At 44.0% G+C, this 24,073-nt stretch carries 23 protein-coding genes; 22 read left to right on the top strand and 1 reads right to left on the bottom strand.

Annotation, left to right across the window (positions count from 1 at the left end; genetic code table 11):
- Positions 1–34: 34 nt before the first annotated feature.
- From FXF62_RS05740 to FXF62_RS05695, 9 genes are all read left to right on the top strand, one after another.
- Complete coding sequence (locus FXF62_RS05740) at positions 35–841, top strand: amino acid ABC transporter permease (RefSeq protein ID WP_149518009.1); 807 nt, start codon at positions 35–37, stop codon at positions 839–841.
- On the top strand, positions 841–1,584 hold the full coding sequence (locus FXF62_RS05735) for an amino acid ABC transporter ATP-binding protein (protein WP_149518084.1): 744 nt from the start codon (positions 841–843) through the stop codon (positions 1,582–1,584). Before FXF62_RS05740 ends, FXF62_RS05735 begins: the two co-directional genes overlap by 1 nt.
- Before the next feature lie 94 nt (positions 1,585–1,678).
- On the top strand, positions 1,679–1,903 hold the full coding sequence (locus FXF62_RS05730) for a DUF4059 family protein (RefSeq protein ID WP_149518008.1): 225 nt from the start codon (positions 1,679–1,681) through the stop codon (positions 1,901–1,903).
- Positions 1,904–1,971: 68 nt separating this feature from the next.
- Positions 1,972–2,883, top strand: coding sequence for a thioredoxin-disulfide reductase (gene trxB / locus FXF62_RS05725; RefSeq protein WP_149518083.1), 912 nt, complete (start codon positions 1,972–1,974; stop codon positions 2,881–2,883).
- A gap of 210 nt (positions 2,884–3,093) precedes the next feature.
- Positions 3,094–6,546: a GBS Bsp-like repeat-containing protein gene (locus FXF62_RS05720; RefSeq protein WP_149518007.1), complete on the top strand. Its 3,453-nt coding sequence runs from the start codon at positions 3,094–3,096 to the stop codon at positions 6,544–6,546.
- Between the two features lie 1,094 nt (positions 6,547–7,640).
- A complete protein-coding gene (gene glmU, locus FXF62_RS05710) occupies positions 7,641–9,020 on the top strand; it encodes a bifunctional UDP-N-acetylglucosamine diphosphorylase/glucosamine-1-phosphate N-acetyltransferase GlmU (RefSeq protein WP_149518005.1) in 1,380 nt (459 codons plus the stop codon).
- A gap of 8 nt (positions 9,021–9,028) precedes the next feature.
- Positions 9,029–9,580 (top strand): NUDIX hydrolase, encoded by a 552-nt coding sequence (locus tag FXF62_RS05705; protein ID WP_149518004.1) that lies wholly within the window; start codon positions 9,029–9,031, stop codon positions 9,578–9,580.
- 12 nt (positions 9,581–9,592) lie between these two features.
- Complete coding sequence (macP, locus tag FXF62_RS05700; protein ID WP_045500835.1) at positions 9,593–9,904, top strand: cell wall synthase accessory phosphoprotein MacP; 312 nt, start codon at positions 9,593–9,595, stop codon at positions 9,902–9,904.
- Between the two features lie 82 nt (positions 9,905–9,986).
- Complete coding sequence (locus FXF62_RS05695; RefSeq protein ID WP_149518003.1) at positions 9,987–10,679, top strand: 5'-methylthioadenosine/adenosylhomocysteine nucleosidase; 693 nt, start codon at positions 9,987–9,989, stop codon at positions 10,677–10,679.
- A gap of 53 nt (positions 10,680–10,732) precedes the next feature.
- Here the strand turns inward: FXF62_RS05695 and FXF62_RS05690 are convergent, their stop codons facing one another.
- Complete coding sequence (locus FXF62_RS05690; protein ID WP_149518002.1) at positions 10,733–11,620, bottom strand: YitT family protein; 888 nt, start codon at positions 11,618–11,620, stop codon at positions 10,733–10,735.
- A 180-nt stretch (positions 11,621–11,800) separates the two neighbouring features.
- Between FXF62_RS05690 and tmk the strand changes: the two genes are divergently transcribed.
- The 13 genes from tmk (at position 11,801) to tkt (ending at position 23,904) form a co-directional block, all read left to right on the top strand.
- Positions 11,801–12,439 carry a dTMP kinase gene (tmk, locus tag FXF62_RS05685; RefSeq protein ID WP_149518001.1) on the top strand — a complete coding sequence of 213 codons (639 nt, stop codon included), beginning with the start codon at positions 11,801–11,803 and terminating at the stop codon, positions 12,437–12,439.
- A complete protein-coding gene (locus tag FXF62_RS05680) occupies positions 12,436–13,338 on the top strand; it encodes a DNA polymerase III subunit delta' (RefSeq protein WP_149518000.1) in 903 nt (300 codons plus the stop codon). The genes tmk and FXF62_RS05680 overlap by 4 nt, the downstream gene beginning before the upstream one ends.
- A gap of 9 nt (positions 13,339–13,347) precedes the next feature.
- Positions 13,348–13,665 carry a DNA replication initiation control protein YabA gene (yabA, locus tag FXF62_RS05675; RefSeq protein ID WP_005591852.1) on the top strand — a complete coding sequence of 106 codons (318 nt, stop codon included), beginning with the start codon at positions 13,348–13,350 and terminating at the stop codon, positions 13,663–13,665.
- 2 nt (positions 13,666–13,667) lie between these two features.
- Complete coding sequence (gene rsmI, locus FXF62_RS05670) at positions 13,668–14,534, top strand: 16S rRNA (cytidine(1402)-2'-O)-methyltransferase (protein ID WP_149517999.1); 867 nt, start codon at positions 13,668–13,670, stop codon at positions 14,532–14,534.
- 139 nt (positions 14,535–14,673) lie between these two features.
- The gene (gene serC / locus FXF62_RS05665; RefSeq protein WP_149517998.1) at positions 14,674–15,765 is read left to right on the top strand and encodes a 3-phosphoserine/phosphohydroxythreonine transaminase; all 1,092 of its coding nucleotides are present in this window, start codon (positions 14,674–14,676) and stop codon (positions 15,763–15,765) included.
- A 12-nt stretch (positions 15,766–15,777) separates the two neighbouring features.
- Positions 15,778–16,953 (top strand): 3-phosphoglycerate dehydrogenase family protein, encoded by a 1,176-nt coding sequence (locus tag FXF62_RS05660; protein ID WP_149517997.1) that lies wholly within the window; start codon positions 15,778–15,780, stop codon positions 16,951–16,953.
- A gap of 136 nt (positions 16,954–17,089) precedes the next feature.
- Entirely contained in the window at positions 17,090–17,443 is a 354-nt protein-coding gene (locus tag FXF62_RS05655; protein ID WP_149517996.1) for an arsenate reductase family protein, read from the top strand.
- 205 nt (positions 17,444–17,648) lie between these two features.
- A complete protein-coding gene (locus FXF62_RS05650; protein ID WP_149517995.1) occupies positions 17,649–18,269 on the top strand; it encodes a GTP pyrophosphokinase in 621 nt (206 codons plus the stop codon).
- A gap of 5 nt (positions 18,270–18,274) precedes the next feature.
- Positions 18,275–18,976 carry a response regulator transcription factor gene (locus FXF62_RS05645; protein ID WP_149517994.1) on the top strand — a complete coding sequence of 234 codons (702 nt, stop codon included), beginning with the start codon at positions 18,275–18,277 and terminating at the stop codon, positions 18,974–18,976.
- Complete coding sequence (locus FXF62_RS05640) at positions 18,960–20,195, top strand: sensor histidine kinase (protein WP_149517993.1); 1,236 nt, start codon at positions 18,960–18,962, stop codon at positions 20,193–20,195. Before FXF62_RS05645 ends, FXF62_RS05640 begins: the two co-directional genes overlap by 17 nt.
- A 189-nt stretch (positions 20,196–20,384) precedes the next feature.
- Entirely contained in the window at positions 20,385–21,320 is a 936-nt protein-coding gene (msrB, locus tag FXF62_RS05635; RefSeq protein WP_149517992.1) for a peptide-methionine (R)-S-oxide reductase MsrB, read from the top strand.
- A 164-nt stretch (positions 21,321–21,484) separates the two neighbouring features.
- Positions 21,485–21,727 carry a hypothetical protein gene (locus FXF62_RS05630; protein WP_005592291.1) on the top strand — a complete coding sequence of 81 codons (243 nt, stop codon included), beginning with the start codon at positions 21,485–21,487 and terminating at the stop codon, positions 21,725–21,727.
- 200 nt (positions 21,728–21,927) lie between these two features.
- The gene (gene tkt, locus FXF62_RS05625) at positions 21,928–23,904 is read left to right on the top strand and encodes a transketolase (RefSeq protein ID WP_149517991.1); all 1,977 of its coding nucleotides are present in this window, start codon (positions 21,928–21,930) and stop codon (positions 23,902–23,904) included.
- Positions 23,905–24,073: the final 169 nt, after the last annotated feature.

Here is a 24,073-nt window from a genome sequence, read left to right as displayed (position 1 = left end):
AATAATGCATTATCGAGAAAGAGAAGTAATTGAAATGTTTACAACATATATCCTAGCTGCAAACTGGTACGAAGAGCTTTTGAAGCTCCTTCCAGATGGCAAACTATTTAGTCTACGGGCTGTTTTTGATGCCATTCCAGCGATTCTGAAAACCTTGCCTGTCACACTTTTGTTGACACTGGGGGGGGCATTTTTCGGCATCATCTTGGCCATGATTTTCGCAGTGGTCAAGATTAACCGCACGAGAATTCTGTATCCGATTCAGTCTCTCTTTGTGAGCTTCCTTCGTGGGACACCCCTTTTGGTTCAGCTCATGCTGACTTATTTTGGGATTCCGCTCCTGTTGAAAGCTATCAATCAAAAATATGGGACGGCTTTTAATATCAATGCCATTCCTGCCTCAGTCTTTGCCATTATCGCCTTTGCCTTTAATGAAGCGGCCTATGCCAGCGAGACGATTCGGGCAGCCATTCTTTCGGTAGATGCGGGTGAGATTGAAGCAGCTCGCAGTCTGGGAATGACTAATCGCCAAGTCTATCTGCGGGTCATCATTCCTAATGCAGCAGTTGTGGCAACACCGACTCTGATCAACTCCCTCATCGGCTTGACCAAGGGAACTTCCCTGGCCTTTAGTGCGGGCGTTGTAGAAGTCTTTGCCAAAGCTCAGGCTATCGGTGGCTCGGATTATCGTTATTTTGAGCGCTTTATTTCCGTTTCGATTATTTACTGGATTGTCAATATCGTGATTGAGCAAATCGGTCGTGCGATTGAAAAGGCTATGGATATCAAGGCGCCAGCCAATCTGGACAAAATGGAGCAAGCGCAAGGAGGTAGGATTTGATGATTAAAATTTCCCAGTTAAGTAAGGAATTTTCTGGACAAAAGGTCTTGGATAATCTGAGTTTGGAAATTCAAAAAGGCGAAGTCATTGCTTTAATAGGCTCCTCAGGTGCTGGTAAATCAACCTTCCTGCGTAGCCTTAACTATCTGGAGCAGCCAGACAGCGGAAGGATTGAAATTGATAACTTTAAGGTGGATTTTTCAACTATTTCACCAGATGAGATTTTGACTCTGCGTCGAAAATTGGCCATGGTTTTCCAACAGTTTAATTTATTTTCCCGTCGAACGGCTCTGGAAAATGTCAAGGAAGGTCTACTGGTAGTCAAGAATTTGTCTGACCAAGAAGCGACTAAAATTGCCAAGGAAGAGTTAGCAAAGGTGGGTCTGTCTGATCGTGAGAATCATTATCCCAAGCATTTATCAGGCGGTCAAAAACAGCGGGTTGCTTTAGCGCGAGCCTTGGCCATGAAGCCAGATGTTCTCTTGCTGGATGAGCCGACCTCAGCCCTTGATCCAGAGCTAGTCGGTGAGGTAGAGAAGTCCATTGCCGACGCTGCAAAAGCAGGACAAACCATGATTCTGGTCAGCCATGATATATCTTTTGTTTCCCAAGTGGCAGATCGGGTGCTTTTCTTGGATAAGGGTCATATTATTGAGTCAGGCAGTCCAGAGGAGATCATCAATTATTCCAAGGAAGCTAGAACCAAAGAATTCTTTGCTAGTTACAAACGGACTTATATTTGATATAATAGAAAAAGTGAAAGCTCAGTTGGCTAGACCAGCTGGGTTTGTTTTCGACTAAAACCTTTTTAAGGCAACTGATTATTGAGGAGCTGACATGTTAATTAAGATTTTTTCTCTCTATATCCAAAGTCTCATCTATACGACGATTCTGGTAGGACTTGCCGATGGCTTGTGGCTTCTATTGCAGAGACTCGGTCGCAAGAATCGAACTCTTGCGGTAGGTCAAAGCCAAATTTACGATCTTCTTTTGATTACAATTATGACGATTCCAATCTTGTCTTTTGCGATTTTTGGCTTACTGGTTGTTCTTAAAGCTTAAATACTTGTAAAAGATTAGTTAGTTTGTTAGAATAACTGTAGTTACAACAAAGAGAAAGGAAAAAGATGATGTACGATACAATGATTATTGGAGCTGGTCCTGCGGGAATGACAGCAGCCCTCTATGCAGCTAGAAGTAACTTAAAAGTGTCCTTGCTTGAACGAGGTATTTACGGCGGCCAGATGAATAATACAGCGGAGATTGAGAACTATCCTGGTTATGCTCGTATCAGCGGACCAGAGTTGGCTGAAAAGATGTTTGAACCCTTAGAAAATCTAGGTGTAGAGCATCTATTTGGTCAGGTTGAAAAGATTGAAGACCATGGCGACTTTAAGAAAATCATTACTGAGGATGAAGCCTTTGAAACCAAGACAGTGATTTTGGCTCCTGGTGCCAACCATCGTCATCTAGGAGTTCCTGGCGAGGAAGAATACAATAGCCGCGGTGTTTCCTACTGTGCGGTCTGCGATGGTGCTTTTTTCCGTGATGAGGATCTCTTAGTGGTCGGAGGCGGCGATTCTGCTGTTGAAGAAGCAATTTTCCTCACGCGCTTTGCAAAGTCTGTGACCATTGTTCACCGTCGTGATCAACTGCGGGCGCAAAAGCTCTTGCAGGAGCGGGCCTTTGCCAATGAAAAAATCAGCTTTATCTGGGATTCCGTCGTAAAAGAGATCAAAGGAGACGACCGCAGGGTAACCAGTGTGGTTTTTGAAAATGTTAAAACGGGACAAAGCAGCGAGTCAGACTTTGGTGGCGTCTTTGTTTATGTAGGCCTAGATCCTGTTAGCGACTTTGTCAAAGATCTGGGTATTTGCGATGAAGCTGGCTGGATTGTCACAGATCAACATATGAAAACAGCTATTGATGGCATTTATGCCATTGGTGATGTCCGTCAGAAAGACCTTCGCCAAATCACCACAGCCGTTGGAGACGGAGCAGTCGCAGGCCAAGAAGTTTATAAATACATCACTGAGCATTAAAGAGGAAGAAGTTGGGAATAAGACCAAAAAATGAATCATTTTTTGGTCTGTCCTAGCTCTTTTTTATTTTTGTTTACGAATTACATAATAGAAAGAATAGGTTTCAAATCAGCTTCGGATTAAGCGAAACAAATTTGTTACCAATTTGTAATAATTGTCCTATTATGCTACAATAAAGGTGTGCAACTCTAAAAAGGATGGAGAAAGCGTATGAAAACAAAAGGATTAGTTTATCTAGCTAGTACAGCTATTTTATTAGCAGCCAGTGCTAATAGCGTTTTTGCTGACGAAACAAATCAAGTGGCAAATGATAGGCAGCAAACGGAGCCTTCAGTTGCTGTGACCAATCGAGATGCTTCTAAACAGGCAGAACTAGCTGACAAGGCTTCAGAAGTAGATTCTGAAACAAAGAAAGATAGTGGTGCATCTGAAGCTTCTTTAGGTAAAGATGAAAAAGTCGCTTCAGCTCCCTCTGAAAAGGATAGCAACTCGTCGCTTGAACAGCCTAAAGACAATTTAGCATCACTTTCTTCTGAAAATATTTCTTTAGGGAGAGCTTCATTTAGATCTGTGACAGCTTCTTCTGATAAGCCACAAGAGGCAGAAACAAAGCCAGAATCTGAGCCAAAAGTGAGAGTTTCTCGTGCAGTTGATGACAAGCCTCAAGGCACTATCAATATTACAAATGTTGATCCAAATGCTGGTACCTTCGATGTGCATGTAACCAACATTGCATCCCCTAAGCCCATCAAAAAAGTCGCCCTACCAACTTGGTCCAGCGTGAATGGTCAGGATGATATTATCTGGTACGATGCTAAACGACAAGTAGATGGTACTTATAAAATCAGCATTTCAGCTCGTGACCATAAGTATTCCACAGGTGAGTACAATATCCACCTCTATTATCTCTTGGAAGATAATCAGTTGGTCGGTGTAGGCGGTACAAAAACAACTGTTACCATCGGCAAACCACAAGGAAAAATTGATATTGTCAATAATAATCCAGACACAGGCAGTTTCGATGTTGTTGTCTCAGGAGTTTCTAATCCTTATGGTGTGAAAAAAGTTGTTGTTCCTGTTTGGTCTAGTGTCAATGGACAAGACGATCTAGTTTGGTATGAGGCGCAGCGCCAGACCAATGGCAACTACACTGTCACAGTCAAAGCTTCCCACCACAAGAACTCTCTAGGAGAGTACAATATCCACCTCTATTATGTTCAGGATAATGGCCAGTTGGTCGGTGTAGGTGGTACAAGTACTGTGGTTTCTAAGGCTCAGCCTAAAGGGACGATAAAAATTGAAAACAACAATCCAGATACAGGTAGTTTCGATGTTGTTGTTTCTGGTGTTTCCAGTCCTTATGGCGTCAAGGAAGTCAAGTTACCGACCTGGTCCAGTGATAAAGGCCAAGATGATCTGATCTGGTACACAGCAGTCAAGCAGGCTGATGGTACTTATCGGGCAACCGTCAAAGCAGTAAATCATAAGAAATCAACAGGCGAATACAATGTTCATCTCTATTATATTCAAGATGACGGTCAGCTGGTTGGTGTAGGTGGCACTCGAACAACAGTTAGTGTATCTCAACCTAAAGGAACCTTGAAAATTGAAAACAACGATCCAGCTACTGGTAGCTTTGATGTCGTTGTCTCTAACGTTTCCAATCCTTTTGGTGTCAAGGAAGTGAAACTGCCGACTTGGTCTAACGATAAAGGTCAAGATGACTTAGTCTGGCATACAGCAATCAAACAGGCCGATGGTACCTATCGGGCTCGCATCCAGGCTCGGGATCACAAATATTCTTTGGGAGACTACACTGTTCACCTTTACTATATCCAAGATGACGGTCAATTAGTCGGTGTAGCAGGCACCCAGTTCAGCCTAGCAGCCAAGCCTAAAGGAAGCTTGAAAATTGAAAACAACAACCCGGATACGGGCAGCTTCGATGTTGTTGTGTCTGATGTTGTCAGTCCTTTTGGTGTCAAGAGCGTACATCTTCCGATTTGGTCTAGTGATAAAGGCCAAGATGATATTGTTTGGTACACAGCGACCAAGCAGTCCGATGGCACCTACAGGGCTAGCATTCAAGCCCGCAACCATAAGATGTCCACAGGTGAGTATCATATCCACCTCTACTATCTTCAAGATAATGGACAGATGATTGGGGTTAGTGGCACAACAACCACTGTTTCTATCGCTAAACCAAAGGGAACTCTTACGATTGCCAATAACAATTCAACAACAGGTAGTTTTGATGTTGTCGTGAGCGGAGTGAGCAGTCCAGAGGGAGTTCGTGAAGTGCTTCTGCCAACTTGGTCTAGCACCAATGGTCAGGACGATATTATCTGGTATCGAGCAGTCAAGCAGTCTGATGGTACCTACAAGATGAATATTAAGGCGAGTGACCATAAATATTCTACAGGTGAGTACAATGTCCATCTCTATTATGTAGGAAATAATGGCCAGTTGGTCGGAGTTGGAGGAACCAAGACGACCGTATCTCTAGGAACTCCCAAAGGTAAGTTGACTATCCAGAATAATAATCAACAGACAGGCACCTTTGAGGTGGTGGTTTCTGAAGTTGAGAATGCTTATGGTGTCAAGGAAGTCAAATTGCCAACATGGTCAAGTGCTAACGGTCAGGACGACATTATTTGGTACACAGCAGTCAAGCAAGCTGATGGTACCTATAAGGCACAGGTCAATCTACGTGACCACAAGTATTCTACAGGCGAATACAATATCCACCTCTACTATGTTCAGAATGATGGCCGTATGGTTGGGGTCGGAGGCACGAAGACAACAGCGAATGTAGCTTCAGAGCACATTAAGCCAACGGGTCAAATCACCATTAAAAACAATAATCCTCGATTAGGCACGTTCGAAGTTGTAGTAACCAATGTTTATAGTCCAAAAGGAGTCAAGGAAGTTAGCCTGCCGACTTGGTCAAGTGTTAATGGTCAGGATGACATTGTTTGGTATCGGGCTCAAAGGCAAGCGGATGGTAGTTATAAGGCCCTAGTACGCACCTCTAGCCATAAATATTCTACGGGAGAATACAATATTCACCTCTACTATGTTCAAAATGATGGTAGTTTGGTAGGCGTTGGTGGAACGACTACAACGGTCAACAGAGGAGTTTATGATACGCCTTATTATTCACAACGTGATCCTAGATGGGCTGGTTTATATTATGGGAAATATAATTTAGCAGCTACTGGCTGTGTTCCTACTACATTAGCAATGACTATTTCTGGTATTACAGGTCAAACTGTTTTACCAACAACCGTAGCGGACTTCCTTTATCATCATACGGACTCCTTTAACAAAAATGGTCTATTTGGAACGTCAAGTAAGGGGATTGTCCAAGGGGCACAAAACTGGGGACTGACCACAGACGTCTTGCATTCATCATCAGCCCTTAAAGAAGCTTTGGCAGCAGGCCATCATGTCATGGCGGCTGTTGGTAATAGCGTCTTTGCTAGCTATCCTGTTACCCATGAGATAGTCTTAAGAGGCTATCAAAATGGTCAAACCCAGGTCTATGATCCTTATAATGCTAATAATAACGGTTGGTATTCAGTGGATTATATCTTTGGTTCAAAGAGCGGAGCGCCTGAAGATAATACAGAAGGTTCACCATTTATCTCTGTGAGAGCTTAGATTACAGCTGGTTACAAAACAATTTATATGGGATTTTTGCACATTTTAATGAGCTAACAGTACCTATATTCAGGAGGTTGGGACAAAAGAGTCCCAGCCTCTTTTTTATGGATAGATTGTAAATATCATGCAGGAAAAAAACTCACAGAGCCTCAACTAGTGTGAACTGTAAGTCGCTAGACTAACAACTCTACTAAGAGATTCTATGAGTTTTTATCGTCTTATCATATTGGAAGATGATTTGCGTATTCATCTTGAATGCTTTCAAAAGTGCCAGTTGCAACTTATGCCCTAACGACACTTCCCCAATAATATTTCCATCTTGTTTTTTCAAGGTATTTTTTGAATGCGATTAATTCATTAGACTTATTCTTCAGCACCTCGTCACATACAAAAGGATACAACTTAAATGCCAAATAACTAATTTGGTCCCCCTTCTGTAGGCCTTTGGCACTACTTAGGAGCTCTTCCCGTAACTTTGAGCTAATGATGATACTATCGTTATTATAGATCCTGTCAATCTGTTGGTAGTATTCATCTCTCTTCTTGCGATTTTTAGTAAATATCATAACCAAGGTCTCCTTACAATTTTAAATTATAAATTGGTTAGTTAAAAACAATAAAACTAGAAAATGGAGCTCACAATTCTTGGATTGTATCATCCCAAAGTGGATCACCTAATAATAGTATTGTCCTAGTAGCTTTATAGAGTTTTCTGTACTTCATAAGGTAGGAGTAAACATTCATTCTTAGGTCATTATAGCAAATATTTTTTTGAATATCAATTTTAAGTGTATAATCGTTGTCAAAATTTTGACAATAGGAGCAATAGACCTACAGTGTTTAAGGAGAACAATTTGCTGGTTATTCGCTGCTATCAAAAGCTGGTATAAACGAAGGAAAAAATGTATTTAGCCCCGCTAAAAGAACTTTAAAGAATTGGACTGGATGGAGTAGATTGAGAATTGAGCAGAGTGATTTGGTCCATAAACCTTTTTCTCTATGTTCGATTCCCTGCTTCTGCAATTTGCATTTTAAAAAATTCTCGTTTAGTGGTATAATAAGGGTAATATCTTAGAGAAAAGAGTTCATTTATGACAAATTATGCCGTTATTTTGGCTGCGGGTAAGGGTACTCGCATGAAATCAGATTTACCAAAAGTCTTGCACAAGGTGGCAGGAATTTCCATGCTAGAGCACGTTTTCCGTAGTGTCAGTGCGATTGAGCCTGAGAAGACTGTCACTGTTATCGGGCACAAGGCAGAGCTGGTCGAGCAAGTCTTGGCAGGTCAGACAGAGTTTGTCCGTCAGACCGAGCAGCTGGGAACTGGTCATGCGGTCATGATGGCTGAGCCTGTTTTGGAAAATCTAACTGGTCAAACCTTAGTTATTGCTGGCGACACTCCCTTGATTACAGGAGAAAGCCTGAAAAATCTGATTGATTTTCATATCAATCACAAGAATGTTGCGACAATTCTGACTGCTGAAGCGGACAATCCTTTTGGCTATGGACGAATCGTGCGCAACCAGCACGGAGAAGTGCTCAAAATCGTTGAGCAAAAAGATGCTTCTGACTTTGAGCAGCAAATCAAGGAAATCAATACGGGCACTTATGTCTTTGACAATGCCCGTCTCTTTGAGGCCCTCAAAAATATCAATACCAACAATGCGCAGGGAGAATACTATATCACAGATGTGATTGGAATTTTCCGTGAAAATGGGGAAAAAGTCGGTGCTTATACGCTGAAAGACTTTGACGAAAGTCTCGGTGTCAACGACCGTGTGGCTTTGGCAACAGCTGAAAGCATTATGCGCCGCCGGATTAACCAGCAGCATATGCTTAACGGTGTCAGCTTTGTCAATCCAGATGCGACTTATATCGATATTGATGTAGAAATCGCTCCTGAAGTTCAAATCGAAGCCAATGTGACTCTGAAAGGTCAAACCAAGATTGGAGCAGAGACTATCCTGACCAATGGGACTTATATTGTAGACTCAGAAATTGGTCAGCGAGCGGTCATTACAAACTCGATGATTGAAGAGTCTAGCTTGGCAGATGGAGTAACGGTCGGGCCATATGCCCATATCCGTCCAGGTTCTAGTCTGGCTAAGGATGTCCATGTCGGTAATTTCGTTGAAGTCAAGGCGTCTGCACTCGGTGAAAACACTAAAGCTGGCCATTTAGCCTATCTGGGAAATGCTGAGCTGGGAGCCAATGTCAATATTGGGGCTGGTACAATTACGGCCAATTACGATGGGCAGAATAAGTATAAGACGCTAATTGGGAATAATGTTTTTGTCGGCTCTAATTCAACTATCGTTGCTCCAGTAGAGTTGGGTGATAATTCATTGGTTGGTGCAGGTTCGACTATTACAAAGAGTGTTCCAGCAGATGCTATCGCTCTAGGACGTGGTCGCCAGACCAACATGGCCGAATACGCCAAGCGCCTCCCTCATCACCCTCAAAATAAGTAGGTGTAGTCATGGAATTTGAAGAAAAAACCGTTCAACGGACGGAGATTTATCAAGGACCGATTTTCAAAGTGGTTCAGGATCAGGTGGTATTGCCAGAGGGAAAAGGTCAAGCCCAACGGGATTTGATTTTCCATAATGGGGCGGTGGCTGTAATTGCTATCACTCCGGAAAATAAGATGATTTTGGTCAAGCAGTACCGCAAGGCGATTGAAGCGACTTCTTATGAGATTCCAGCTGGGAAGTTGGAGCTAGGAGAGAATGCAGATCCTCAAGCGGCTGCCCTCCGAGAATTAGAAGAAGAGACGGGCTACACAGGACAGCTGGAGTTAGTCTATGATTTCTACTCTGCCATCGGTTTTTGCAATGAAAAAATCAAGCTCTACAGCGCCAGCCATTTAACAAAGGTCGAAAACCCTCGTCCCCAAGACGAGGATGAAACATTGGAACTTTTTGAAGTCAGTCTGGAGGAGGCACATCAGTTGCTGCAAAACGGTGACATCTGCGATGCCAAAACCATCATGGCCCTTCAGTACTGGGAACAAAAAAATCTGAATAAATAGGAACGTAGATCAATGGGAAAAGCTTTATTAACAGATGAAATCATTGAGCGGGCCAATCGTGGAGAACATATTGATGGTCCCTTGCTGATGGACGATGAAGAAACTAAGGTCATTTCTATTGCTAGAAAAGGAACTTTCGGTTATGCTGCTCCACGGCAAGCTGTCAATCAGGATACTCTGCAGATTGAAGTTGAACCGACAGTTATCAAAAGTCGTCGAATCGAAAATCAAAAACGAAGTATTTTTCAGGCTAAATTAAACAAAATCCTATTCTGGATTGTGCTTCTCTTGATTGGATTAATTGCGGCTATTATCTGGCTATGATAAAGAGGGGAGTGACGGAAACGAGAAAATGAAACTCTGCTTCCTCTCCCTCTTTTTAATGTAAAGAAGGAAAGAATGAATCATGAAAATCGGAATTATCGCGGCTATGCCTGAGGAGTTGAAGCTGCTGGTAGAGCATCTGGAGATGGCAAAGAAACACCAGCGCCTAGGGCATGTCTACCATACTGGTCGGATTGGCCATCATGAGGTTGTCCTAGTGGAAAGTGGAATCGGCAAAGTCATGTCAGCCATGAGTGTGGCTATGTTAGCCAATGACTTTGAGGTGACGGCGGTCATCAATACAGGTTCCGCTGGAGCAGTGGCTCCAGGTCTAGAAATTGGAGATGTAGTGGTGGCGGATCGTTTGGTCTACCATGATGTGGATGTGACAGCTTTTGGCTATGACTACGGTCAAATGGCACGGCAACCCCTCTACTATGAAGCCAGTCGTTACTTGGTTGAGGAGATGAAAGCAGTGCTGGAAAAGAACCAGCAGACGAGCCGAGTTGGCTTGATTGCGACGGGAGATAGCTTTATCGCTGGGCAGGACAAGATTGACCAAATTAAACAACATTTTCCTGATGTTTTGGCAGTCGAGATGGAGGGAGCAGCCATTGCTCAAGCCGCTCATTCTCTTGGTTTGCCTTTTATGGTCATTCGTGCGATGAGCGACACAGCCAGCCATGATGCCAATGTTACTTTTGATGAATTCATCCTAGAAGCAGGCAAGCGCTCAGCTAAAACTCTGATTCAATTATTGAATAACTTAGAGTAAAAAAAGACTTCAGAATGATTATTCATTCTGAAGTCTTTTTGTCTAGGATTAATTTATTTGACGATAGGCTGTTTATTAGAGTCTAGAGTAAAGCCTTCTCCTAAGATTTCATGGGCTTCTGTAATAGTTGTAAAGGCAAATGGATCGATGTCATTGATGAGTTTCTTCATTTGCTGCATTTCGTTACGAGAGACAACGCAATAAACGATTTGCAAATCTTGCTTGCTATAGAAGCCCTGTCCTTGCAGGTAAGTAACTCCTCGTCCAAGCTTATCATTGATAGCTTGAGCCAGTTCTATTGGTTTGCTGGTGACAATCAAGAAGCCTTTGCCCGCGAAGCCACCCTCAGCAATCAAGTCAATAACACGAGAGGTGATAAAGACAAACATAAGCGTATAAGAAACCATGCGCAGATCTTTGAAGACTAAAAGAACCAGAGAAATCACGATAAAGTCCACTGTCAGCATGAGTCGTCCCATGGAGATGCTGGTATATTTATTGAAAATACGAGCTACAATATCAGTACCACCAGTCGTCCCTCCAGCATTGAAAATAATGCCTAGGCCAACTCCAAGAATAATTCCCGTTCCAAGGCAGGCCAGTAAGACGTCACCATCCAAGGAAGAAAAGAAATAGTCTTGCAAATGTTTGGAAGCAGGTAGCAACTCGAATAGTTTAAGCCAAGCTGATACAGAGAAAGTCCCTAAAATACTAAGGTAAAGGGTGCGATTTCCCAGTAATTTCCAAGCGAGAATAAAGAGTGGAATATTGATGACCAAATTGGTGGTTGATACAGGAATCTTGAAGAGGTAGTAGACAATCAAGGTTATCCCCGTTGCTCCGCCCTCATATAAGTGAAAAGGAATTACCAAATAATGAATCCCAAAAGAAAAAATTCCAGCCCCCAGAATGATGGCCAGTATATTTTTAAATTTAAACATCAGACTCTCCTAAGAATTTTCTGACTCTATTTTATCAAAAGTTTTCATTTTTGAAAATAATATGAAATATTTTTCGAGAAATTCTTCTATGGGCTTTTGGGATAATTTTTGGTACAATAAAGCATAGACTAAAATAGGAATTTCTGCAGCCATTGGCAGAATGAATGTAAAAGGAAAACGATGAAAAAAGGTGTTTTTATATCGCTAGAAGGCCCAGAAGGTGCTGGGAAGACCAGTGTATTAGAGGCTTTGCTTCCTCAGCTGAAAGAGATGGGCTATGAGTTGCTGAAGACTAGAGAGCCTGGCGGTGTGGCTATTTCTGAGAAAATCCGCGAGGTGATTTTGGATAAGGGGCACACAGCCATGGATGCTAAGACGGAGCTGCTGCTTTATATTGCCAGCCGACGTCAGCATTTGGCGGAGAAGGTTCTGCCCGCCTTGGAGCAAGGGACATGGGTCTTGCAAGATCGTTTTATTGATAGCTCGGTAGCCTACCAAGGCTACGGCCGGGGCTTGGCAGTTGACGATGTGGAATGGCTCAACCAGTTTGCGACTGATGGACTCAAGCCAGATTTGACCCTCTATTTCGATATTGATGTCAAAGAAGGTCTGGCTCGCATTGCTCGAAATAAGGAGCGTGAAGTCAATCGTTTGGATCTGGAAGGTCTCGACCTGCATGAGCGCGTGCGTCAAGGCTATCTGACTATTTTAGAAAAGGAACCAGAACGTGTCGTCAAGATAGATGCTAGTCAGCCGCTGGAGCAAGTAGTGGCCGACAGTTTGGCAGTTATTAAAGAACGTTTTATCAAAGAAAAATGACAGTAGAAGAATTACGTCAGGCCCAGCCTCAGCTTACAGAAACTTTTCAGCAAATCTTAGAATCAGGGCGGCTCAATCATGCTTATTTATTCTCGGGAAATTTTTCTAGTTTTACCATGGCTTTGACCTTGTCCCAGAGTCTCTTTTGTGAGAATCGTCAGGGAGTTTGGCCCTGCGGTACTTGTCGGGCCTGTTGCTTGATTGAGAGTGAGGATTTCTCAGATGTGACGATTGTGCGGCCGGTGAATGGCATTATCAAAACGGAGCGCATTCGTGAGCTGGTGAGAAGTTTCTCCCAGAGCGGTATGGAGGGCAACAGACAGGTCTTTATCATTTGTGATGCGGATAAGATGCATATCAATGCCGCTAATTCTCTCCTCAAGGTCATCGAAGAGCCCCAGAGTGAGATTTACATCTTTCTTTTGACAGCCGATGAGCATCTGATTTTGCCCACCATCAAGAGCCGAACACAGATCTTTCACTTTCGGAAGAATCGGGCTGCTCTCCAGCACCAGCTGGAAGAGGCTGGCTTAATCAAAAGTCAGGCTGAGTTACTGGCTGCTTATAGCCAGACCCAGGAAGAGGCCGATCAGCTGGTGTCCAATAAGCCTTTCTTTGAGCTGGTCAGTGAGAGCCAGCGATTTGTTAAAGCTGCCTTGACCAATGAGAATCAGGCTTATCTTCAAGTGGCCAAGCTAGCTAAACTGGCTGAGGACAAGGATAAACAGGAGCAGGCCCTTAAAATCTTGGAGGTCTTGCTGGCCAAGGAACTCGGAAGCGAGGCAGGTCGCAAGAAACTGGAAGGTCTCTTAGAAGCAAAGAAGATGTGGCGCGCCAATGTGTCTTTTCAAAATGCTCTGGAATACATGATTTTAAAAGCCAGTGCCCAAGCGAGATAGGAGCAGATAATGAATAAAAAAGAACTATTTGATGCCTTAGATGATTTTTCTCAGACGCTTTTAGTGACCCTTGCCGAGGTAGAAGCCATCAAGAAAAATCTTAAGAGTGTCGTGGAGGAAAATATCGTCCTCCAGCTAGAAAATGACAAGCTGAGAGAGCGACTAGGTGAGGTAGAGCAAGCAGCACCGGTTAAAATCAATAAAAATCGGGACAATCTCCGCAAATTGTACTACGATGGCTTTCATGTGTGTACAGATTTCTATGGTCAACGCCGAGAAAACGATGCGGAGTGCATGTTCTGCGACGAGTTGTTATTCAGGGAGTAGAGATGCAGATTCAAAAGAGTTTTAAGGGACAGTCGCCCTACGGCAAGCTGTATTTGGTGGCGACTCCCATTGGAAATATGGACGACATGAGCATTCGCATGGTCAATACCCTCAAGGAAGTGGATGTCATTGCAGCCGAAGATACCAGAAATACGGGTCTTCTGCTCAAACACTTTGGAATTGAGACGCGACAAATCAGCTTTCATGAGCACAATGCTCAGGAAAAGATACCGGTCTTGCTGGACTTGCTCAAGTCAGGGCAAAATCTAGCCCAGGTATCCGATGCAGGCTTGCCTAGCATTTCGGATCCGGGGCATGATTTGGTTAAGGCTGCTATTGCTGAGGACATTTCTGTGGTGACGATTCCGGGGCCCAGCGCAGGGATTTCCGCTCTGATTGCCAGTGGTTTAGAGCCTCAGCCTCATATTTTTTATGGTTTCTTGCCTCGCAAGTCTGGACAGCAGAAGGAATTTTTCGAGAGTAAAAAATCTTATCCAGAGACACAGATCTTTTACGAATCTCCTCATAGGGTCAAGGCTACGCTGGAAAATATGCTGGAAGTCTATGGCGATCGCTCAGTGGTCTTGGTTCGTGAGCTCACCAAAATCTACGAAGAATACCAAAGAGGAAGGATTTCTGAGTTGATAGACTATCTGGCAGAGAATGCCCTCAAGGGCGAGTGTCTCCTGATTGTGGCTGGTGCAAGTCTGGAGAAGGAAGATAAAGCGGATGCGGATCTCTTGGCTGAAATTGACAGCTTGGTCCAATCCGGTAGCAAGAAAAATCAGGCTATCAAGGAAGTAGCTAAAAAATACGGGCGCAATAAGAGTCAGCTCTATGCTCTTTATCATGAAGAAGACAGAAACTAGTCCTATTCGACTAGTTTTTTTGTTAAAAACCCTCCTTTTGTTCGGGAATTCCCCACAAGGTAAAATATATTTGAAAGAATTATAGAAATTTTCTGAACATTGTGATATGATAGACAAAATACATTTTTGGAGGTAGGATATGACCATTTACAATTTTTCTGCTGGACCGGCAGTATTGCCCAAGGAAGTCTTGAAAAAAGCTCAGGCTGAGTTTTTAGACTATGCCCAAAGCGGCATGAGCGTGATGGAGCTATCCCACCGATCCAAGGAGTTTGACGATATTATCAAAGAAGCTGAGAGCTTGCTGTGTGAGCTCATGGCTATTCCGGACAATTACCGCGTGCTCTTCCTGCAGGGGGGAGCTTCTACCCAGTTTAGTATGATTCCGCTCAATCTCGCTAAGGGGGGCAAGGCCTACTACCTAGTAGCTGGATCTTGGGGCAAGAAAGCCTACACAGAAGCAGTTAAGCTGTCTAAGACCGTGCCTTTTGAACCTATTCTCTTGGCTTCGTCAGAGGACTTGAACTATGCGGAAATTCCTTCTTTTGATGAAAAGGAGATTGATCCGCAGGCGGCTTATGTGCATTTGACAAGCAATAATACTATCGAAGGAACGTCTATCTACGACCTGCCAGCGACCAATGGCGTGCCGATTGTGGCGGATATGTCTTCTAATATCCTGGCTGCTCAATACCGAGTAGAGGATTTCGGTTTGATTTATGCTGGGGCTCAGAAGAATATCGGACCTGCCGGTGTGACAGTGGTCATCATTCGTGAGGATTTGCTCAATGAAGAGCCAGTTCTATCTAGTATGCTGGACTACCGTATTCAGGAGGACAATGACTCTCTTTACAATACACCACCGACTTTCGCTATCTATATGGCCAAGCTGGTCTTTGAATGGGTCAAGAAGCTGGGTGGCGTAGCAGAAATGGAAAAGCGCAATCGCGAAAAATCAGGTCTCTTGTACGACTTCATTGAGCAGTCAGACTTTTACCGCAGTCCAGTCCGTTACAAGGAGCAACGCTCAGTCGCCAATATTCCCTTTGTATCTCCTAGCCCAGAGTTGGATGCCAAGTTTAACAAAGAGGCTGCAGCAGCGGGATTCAAGAATATTAAGGGGCACCGCAGCGTAGGCGGCATGAGAGCTAGTCTCTACAATGCCTTTCCGCTCCAAGGTGTCAAGGACTTGATTGCCTTTATGCAGAAATTTGAAGAAGAAAATTCTTAAGAGAGGGAAGCTATGGTCTTTAGTGTCAAAACATTTAACAATATCAATCAAATCGGGCTTAAGGAGCTGGGCAATGCTTTTCAGATTGACGGAGACAAGTCTGATAATCCAGATGCTTATATCCTGCGTAGCCAAAACCTGCATGGCCAGGAATTTCCAAGCAAGCTCAAAGCCATTGCGCGGGCAGGTGCAGGAACCAATAATATTCCTGTTGACCAAGCAACAGCTCAGGGAATCGTGGTTTTCAACACGCCTGGAGCTAATGCCAACGCGGTGAAAGAAGCTGTCTTGGCTTCCATTCTTCTGTCTGCGCGTGACTATATCGCAGCTAACAGCTGGGCTAATGGTCTTTCTGGTGATGGTGTTCCCAAGCAAGTGGAAGCTGGCAAAAAGCAGTTTGCGGGTACAGAAATTGCCAATAAAACCTTGGGTGTCATCGGTCTGGGAGCTATTGGTGGACGCATTGCTAATGATGCCTACCGTCTGGGAATGAATGTCCTAGGCTATGATCCTTATGTATCCATTGAGACGGCTTGGAATATCTCTAGTCATGTCAAGCGGGTAGCAGACATCAAGGAAATTTTTGAAAAAAGCGACTACATCACTATCCATGTGCCTCTAACTGAGGATACTCGTGCGACCTTTAATCAAGCGGCTTTTGAAGCCATGCAAAAAGGTACCACAATTATCAATTTCGCTCGGGGTGAGCTGGTGGACAATGCAGCCCTCTTTGAGGCCTTGGAAGCTGGTGTTGTCAAACGATATATCACAGACTTCGGCGTGGAGGAATTGCTCAACCATCCTCAGATTACCGTCTTTCCGCATCTGGGTGGCTCGACCGAAGAAGCTGAGCTCAACTGTGCTATCATGGCCGGCAAGACTATTCGTCGCTTCATGAAAACGGGCGAGATTATCAACTCAGTCAATTTCCCTAATGTCCGTCAGGCGCTCTCAGCTCCTTATCGGATTACTCTGATTAACAAAAATGTGCCGAATATTGTGGCTCGGATTTCAACAGCGGTCAGTGATTTGAATATCAATATTGATAATATCATCAACCGTTCTAAAGGCGACTATGCCTATACTTTGCTGGATCTGGATGAGTCGGACGAAAGCAAGATTCAGGAGCTGGTTGATAAATTTGAGAATAGCGACAATATTGTGCGCGTGCGTTTGATTAAAAAATAATCGAAAAATAGAGGTGTTTCTTTATGGAATGCGTCTATGCTTGCCGATGAGTGTTCAGCTTGTCGGCTTTTTTCAAATGAGTCTCAGCTTGACAAGTAGGAGCTAGCTGGGCTATCATAAGGACGGAGGAAAAACAATGTTACAATTTATCGAATACCCAAAATGCTCTACCTGCCGCAAGGCCAAGGCTGAGCTCAATCAATTAGGACTGGACTTTGAAGCGGTGGATATTGTCAAGGAAACGCCTAGCCAAGAGCAACTTTTGCAATGGATGACTCATTCAGATTTGGAGATTAAGTCTTTCTTTAATACCAGTGGTATCAAGTATCGAGAATTGGGGCTCAAGGATAAGGTGCCTCAGTTTTCTGCTGAGGAGGCAGCCGCACTTTTGGCGACCGACGGCATGCTGATTAAGCGACCACTGCTAGTCCAAGATGATCGGATTGTACAAGTTGGTTACCGAACGGAATACAAAGAACTAAATCTTTAGTCAAAGATGGGAAATTTCCCGTCTTTTTATTTTTAATGGAGCAGAAAAAATGTAGTTGTTGATTTTGCTTTGTTTAAGTCAGGATGTGTATGATGAAGCTAAGTCTGCCAAAGAGAACCACTAGCACTGATGGAGAATAGGGTAGAAGTAGGGAAACTACAGACAGCTATGCTATAATGAAAAAAGGAAAAATGAGGAGAGAACCATGCACGAGCAAGCTATTTATGGCAAATACGGTGACTATTTGCCCAAAATACTAGAAGATATCAGTCAGCGTATCAAAGCTGAAAATAAAAAAATAAAGCAGGAAACAGGACATAAGCTGTTTGAGCATTTTAATGCTCGTGTCAAGGATGAGGCCAGCATGCTGGAAAAATGTACTCGTAAAAATCTGCCCCAGACTCCTGAGTCTGCCCTCAAGAAAATTCGTGATGCAATAGGAATTCGGATTGTTTGCGGCTTTATTGACGATATTTACCAGACGATTGATGTTATTCGGGGGCTGGAGGGCTGCAAGATTATCCTTGAGAAGGACTACATCCTGTCGGCCAAGCCAAATGGCTACCGCTCCTATCATTTGATTTTAGAAGTGGAAACGCCCTACGAAGACTGTTTGGGCAATCAGCCAGGCTCTTATTTTGTGGAAGTCCAGCTGCGGACCATTGCCATGGATTCTTGGGCTAGTCTGGAGCATCAGATGAAATACAAGCATGAAATAAAAGATACCAAGCGGATTGTCCGAGAGCTGAAACGCTGTGCGGATGAGCTGGCTTCCTGTGATGTGACCATGCAGACCATTCGCAATCTGATCCGAGAAAGTGAGTAGAAAAGATGAAAATTTTGTTAGCAGAAGATGAGGAGCAGCTCTCCCGTGTTCTACAAACAGCCATGCTCCACGAAGGTTACGAGGTGGATGTGGCTTTTGATGGACAAAAAGCTGTTGACTTAGCTTTGGAAAATGCCTATGATTTGATGATTTTAGATATTATGATGCCGAAGAAAACGGGTCTGGAAGCCTTAAGAGAAATCCGTCAATCAGGAAATACGAGTCAGGTCATCATGTTGACGGCTATGTCAGAAATTGACGACAAGGTCACAGGTCTGGATGCGGGTGCAGATGATTATCTGACCAAGCCTTTCTCCCTCAAGGAACTCTTAGCCCGTCTGCGCTCCATGTCCCGTCGTTTGGAGGCTTTCACTCCCAATCTGTTGCAGGTTGGTCGGACCAGTCTGGATGTCGGTGAGCACGAATTAGCCAGCTCCAATTCCATCCGCCTGGCTAGTAAGGAATCCAAAATGATGGAATTTTTGATGCTAAATAGTGGCAAAAAGCTGACAACAAAAGAAATTTTCCAGCATGTTTGGAAGGGGGAGCAAAGCGAGGACTTGGATGAAGGCTTTGTCTGGATCTATATCTCTTATCTCCGCCAGAAGCTCAAGGCCATCAATGCAGACCTGACTATTTTAGGTGAGGAAAATGGCAGTTTTTGCCTAGTGTCAGTAGAAGGAGACAAGCATGTTTCGGAAACTTAGAATTCGCTTTATCCTCATCGCATCACTAGCTGTCACAGGCATTCTATTTTTTCTAGTTGGGGCGCTCAACTCAGTCCGCTTTCTTCAAACAACTGGAGAAATCCAAGCTGTATTGAATATCCTGTCAGACAATCGGGGGGAATTTCCCAGCGTTCAGGCCACGGCTCAGGCTTTAGATAATGACCATATCTCGATTGATACTATTTATCAATACCGCTATTATAGCGCTGTATTTAATGAAGATGGGACGGTCTACTCATCCAATCTGAACAATATTTCTAACCTGTCTAAAGAGCAAGCCTTAAAATCGGCCAAATCAGTCATCAAGCAGCAACGCAAGAATGGGATTTTCACTATCGGCAGCCAGTATTATTCCTATCAGGTAACGCGGGATGCAAAGACCAAGCGTTACTTGGTTGTCGTGCTGGATTCGACCAAATACCTTGAGGATCACAATGACTTTTTGTGGGTTTCCATTCGTTCGGCCCTTTATAGCGTCATTTTCTTTATTGTCATCATTTCCATCGTGTCTAGCTGGGCCATTCGCCCCTATGTCAGGAATTATGAGAAGCAGAAGCGCTTCATCACCAATGCCGGTCATGAATTGAAAACGCCTCTGGCAATCATTTCGGCCAATACAGAATTGCAAGAATTGATGACGGGAGAGAATGAGTGGACGGAAAGCACCAAGGATCAGGTCAGTCGCCTCAGCAATCTCATCAATCAAATGGTCAGCCTGGCTCGTTTGGAGGAGCAGCCGGATATTGCCTTGGTAGATGTGGATTTTTCCAGTCTAGTCCAAAAGGTAGCCCAAGATTTCAAATCCGTGGCTGAAAAAGCTGGGAAGGGTTATCAGATTAAGGTTCAGGAAGGCATCCATGTCAAGGCCAGTCAGGATGAACTCTATGAATTGGTCAGTATTTTGATTGACAATGCTTGTAAATACTGCGATGAGGACGGTCAGATTTTTGTGACTCTGACCAAGGCCAAGCGTAGAAAACGGGCACGCTTGATTGTTTCCAATAGCTATGCTGATGGGGAAAATGTTGACTATAGCCGCTTCTTTGACCGCTTCTACCGCGAAGATGAGTCCCATAACCACAAGCGGGCAGGCTACGGAATCGGCCTCTCTATGGCCGAAAGTCTGGTCAATCTTTTTAAAGGGAAAATCGCAGTCAGCTATAAAAAAGGCTTGATTGTATTCACCGTTCTCATTTAGTCAGACCGAGCTTTAAAAATCGAGAGTTTCCAAAAGAGAAGCTTTCGATTTTTATCTTTTTGAAAGCATTGATTTTGTCTAGGATGGGAAGAGCAATATTTCGTATGATTTCTAAGAAAGTACCAATCAAAATCCTATAAAAGTTTCCCTTTTTATGAGAAAATAGAGGAAAAGATTGGAGGGATGTTTATGGCAGAAATTTATCTAGCAGGCGGTTGTTTCTGGGGCTTGGAGGAATATTTTTCTCGAATTGCAGGCGTTGAGAAAACGACAGTAGGCTATGCCAATGGGCAAGTGGAGTACACCAACTACCAGCTCATTCACCAAACCGACCACGCGGAGACGGTGCACTTGATTTATGACGAAGAAAAAATCAGCCTGCGGGAAATTTTGCTCTATTATTTCCGAGTCATTGATCCCCTGTCCATCAACAAACAGGGCAATGATATAGGCCGTCAGTATCGGACAGGTGTTTACTATGTCCGTGAGGCGGATCGTTCGACTATCGAGCAGGTTTTTGCTGAGCAGGAGGAGCAGCTTGGGCAAAAGTTAGCAGTAGAGCTTGAGCCCCTGCGCCATTATATCTTGGCCGAGGATTATCATCAGGACTATCTCAAGAAAAATCCGACGGGTTATTGCCATATCAATGTCAAGGATGCTGAGCAGCCCTTGGTCGATGCGGGTCATTATCCTAAGCCGAACCAGCAGCAGCTTAAGGCTGTGTTGACTGAGGAGCAATATCAGGTGACCCAGCAGAGCGCAACGGAGCGCCCTTTCCATAATGCTTACAATAGCACTTTTGAGGCAGGGATTTATGTTGATGTGACGACTGGGGAGCCACTCTTTTTTGCGGCTGACAAGTTTGAATCTGGCTGTGGCTGGCCTAGCTTTGCTCGTCCTATCGCTCGCGAGGTTATCAAGTATTACCAAGATTTGAGCCATGGCATGGAGCGAATCGAAGTGCGAAGTCGCTCAGGAAATGCCCATCTGGGTCATGTTTTTACCGACGGACCTCAAGAATTAGGCGGCCTGCGCTACTGCATCAACTCAGCAGCTCTGCGATTTATCCCGAGAGAGCAAATGGAAGAGGAAGGCTACGGCTACCTGCTATCCTATATGGACTAATACTCGCATTTATCGCTTGTCAACCTTTTCGAAATCTAGCTAAACTAGCTAGAAATAATCGACCATTTGCTCCTTTTCCAACCTTTCAAGCATTTATATATGTAAATACCATAGAAAAGTGTATAATAGATAGAAAAAATAAAATGTTATGGAAGGAATGTAAAATGGAGAAATTGGATATTACTACAATGTCTGATTATAAAAAGGTAGAAGCTGTTATTCAATTATTAATCGATGGAGTTTTGACAAGTTATCGTGTGGCGACGGATGCCAATATCAGTAAAATGAGCATTTTGACACTTGTCAAAGGTAGCAGCAAGATTAAAAATATTACTTATCAAACGGCCATTGCTCTGATTAACTGGTACGAAGAAAACCATGAAAAATACGGCATTACCATTCAATAAGCTGCCGAATATTATAGAGAAAAATATCAAAACATAGAATTCTACGAGTGCTTGCTTGTGGGGTTCTTTTTTGAAGAAAAGAATGACCTTTCTATTATTGCAGTAAAGACAAAAATTTCATATAATGGAAATAAGAAAAATGAGCGTCGGAATGTCTGCTGGTTGTAGCAGCCCGCTAAATTTTTTATAAGGAGAATTCAATGTCACAATTATCTGTTAATGCCATTCGCTTTTTAGGAATTGACGCAATTGAAAAGTCTAAGTCAGGCCACCCTGGTGTCGTTATGGGCGCTGCGCCGATGGCTTATGATCTGTTTACTAAACAATTGCGTATCAATCCAGAAGAGCCAAATTGGATTAACCGCGATCGCTTCGTTCTGTCTGCAGGACACGGCTCTATGTTGCTTTATGCCTTGCTCCATCTGTCTGGCTTTAAAGATGTCAGCATGGAAGAAATCAAAAACTTCCGTCAATGGGGCTCTAAGACACCAGGTCACCCAGAGTTTGGTCATACTGCTGGAGTTGATGCGACGACTGGACCATTGGGACAAGGGATTTCTACAGCGACTGGATTTGCTCAGGCAGAGCGTTTCTTGGCTGCCAAGTACAACCGTGATGGCTATCCAATTTTCGACCATTACACTTACGTCATCTGTGGTGATGGTGATTTGATGGAGGGGGTTTCAGCTGAGGCGGCTTCTTACGCTGGATTGCAAAAGCTGGACAAGCTGGTTGTTCTCTATGATTCAAATGATATCAACTTGGACGGGGAAACCAAGGATTCCTTTACAGAAAATGTTCGTGCCCGCTATGAAGCCTACGGTTGGCATACTGCCTTGGTAGAAGACGGCACAGATCTTGCAGCTATTGATGCAGCTATCAATGAAGCGAAAGCTTCTGGCAAGCCATCTTTGATTGAAGTTAAGACGGTTATCGGTTACGGTTCTCCAAACAAGCAAGGAACTAATGCAGTTCACGGTGCGCCTCTGGGAGCAGAAGAAGCAGAAGCTACTCGTAAAGCCTTGGGCTGGGATTATGCGCCATTTGAGATTCCTGAGGAAGTCTATGCAGACTACCGTACAAATGTAGCAGAGCGTGGTGCAGCGGCTTACGATGCATGGAAACAGTTAGTAGAGGACTACAAGCAAGCCCATCCAGAATTGGCAGCAGAAGTAACAGCTATCATTGCTGGTCAGGATCCAGTAGAGATTAAGCCAGAAGATTTCCCAGTACTTGAAAATGGCTTCTCTCAAGCAACCCGTAATTCTAGTCAGGATGCCCTCAATGCAGCAGCTAAGGTCCTTCCAACTTTCCTCGGCGGTTCTGCTGACTTGGCTCATTCCAATATGACCTACATCAAGGAAGACGGCTTGCAGGATGATGCCCACCGTCTCAACCGCAACATCCAATTTGGTGTGCGCGAGTTTGCTATGGGAACAATTCTCAACGGTATGGCGCTTCATGGTGGCCTTCGCGTTTACGGTGGTACCTTCTTCGTCTTCTCAGACTATGTCAAGGCAGCTGTCCGTTTATCTGCCCTGCAAGGTTTGCCAGTGACTTATGTCTTCACACATGACTCAATTGCAGTTGGTGAAGACGGCCCAACTCACGAACCAATTGAGCATTTGGCTGGTCTGCGTGCCATTCCAAACCTGACTGTCCTTCGCCCAGCAGATGCGCGTGAAACTCAGGCAGCTTGGTACCTGGCCCTTAAGAGCCAATCCACTCCGACTGCTCTGGTCTTGACCCGCCAAAATCTGACAGTTGAAGAAGGCACAGACTTTGACAAGGTCGCTAAAGGTGCTTATGTGGTCTATGAAACAGGAGCAGATTTCGACACCATCTTGCTGGCTTCTGGTTCTGAGGTTAATTTGGCTGTTGCAGCTGCTAAAGCACTGGCAGCAGAAGGCGCTAAAATCCGCGTGGTCAGCGTGCCATCGACAGAACTTTTTGATGCTCAAGATGTAGCCTACAAAGAAGAAATTTTGCCAAATGTAGTTCGTCGCCGCGTAGCAATCGAAATGGCAGCTAGCCAGCCTTGGTACAAGTATGTCGGTTTGGACGGCGCAGTTATTGGAATCGACCAGTTCGGTGCATCTGCTCCAGCAGGCAAGGTTCTGGAAGAATACGGCTTTACAGTTGAGCATGTAGCAGAAGTTGTTAAAAATCTTAAATAAAAAGACATAGAGAGAGTGGGACAGAAATCGGTAATTCGTTAGAATTCGATTTCGTCGTCCCACCTCCGCACAGTTGAGTAGGGCTGTAAAAGCTGATGAAATCAGCGTAATAGAGCCCACTCAACCACTGCGTCTTGCTCGAGAATCCAAAGACAATTGAGAGGCTAGG

It is taken from the genome of Streptococcus cristatus, assembly GCF_008369405.1.
GTDB lineage: Bacteria > Bacillota > Bacilli > Lactobacillales > Streptococcaceae > Streptococcus > Streptococcus cristatus_G.
The sequence above is the reverse complement of the archived record's forward strand: the minus strand, read 5'-3'. Positions and strand labels throughout refer to the sequence as shown.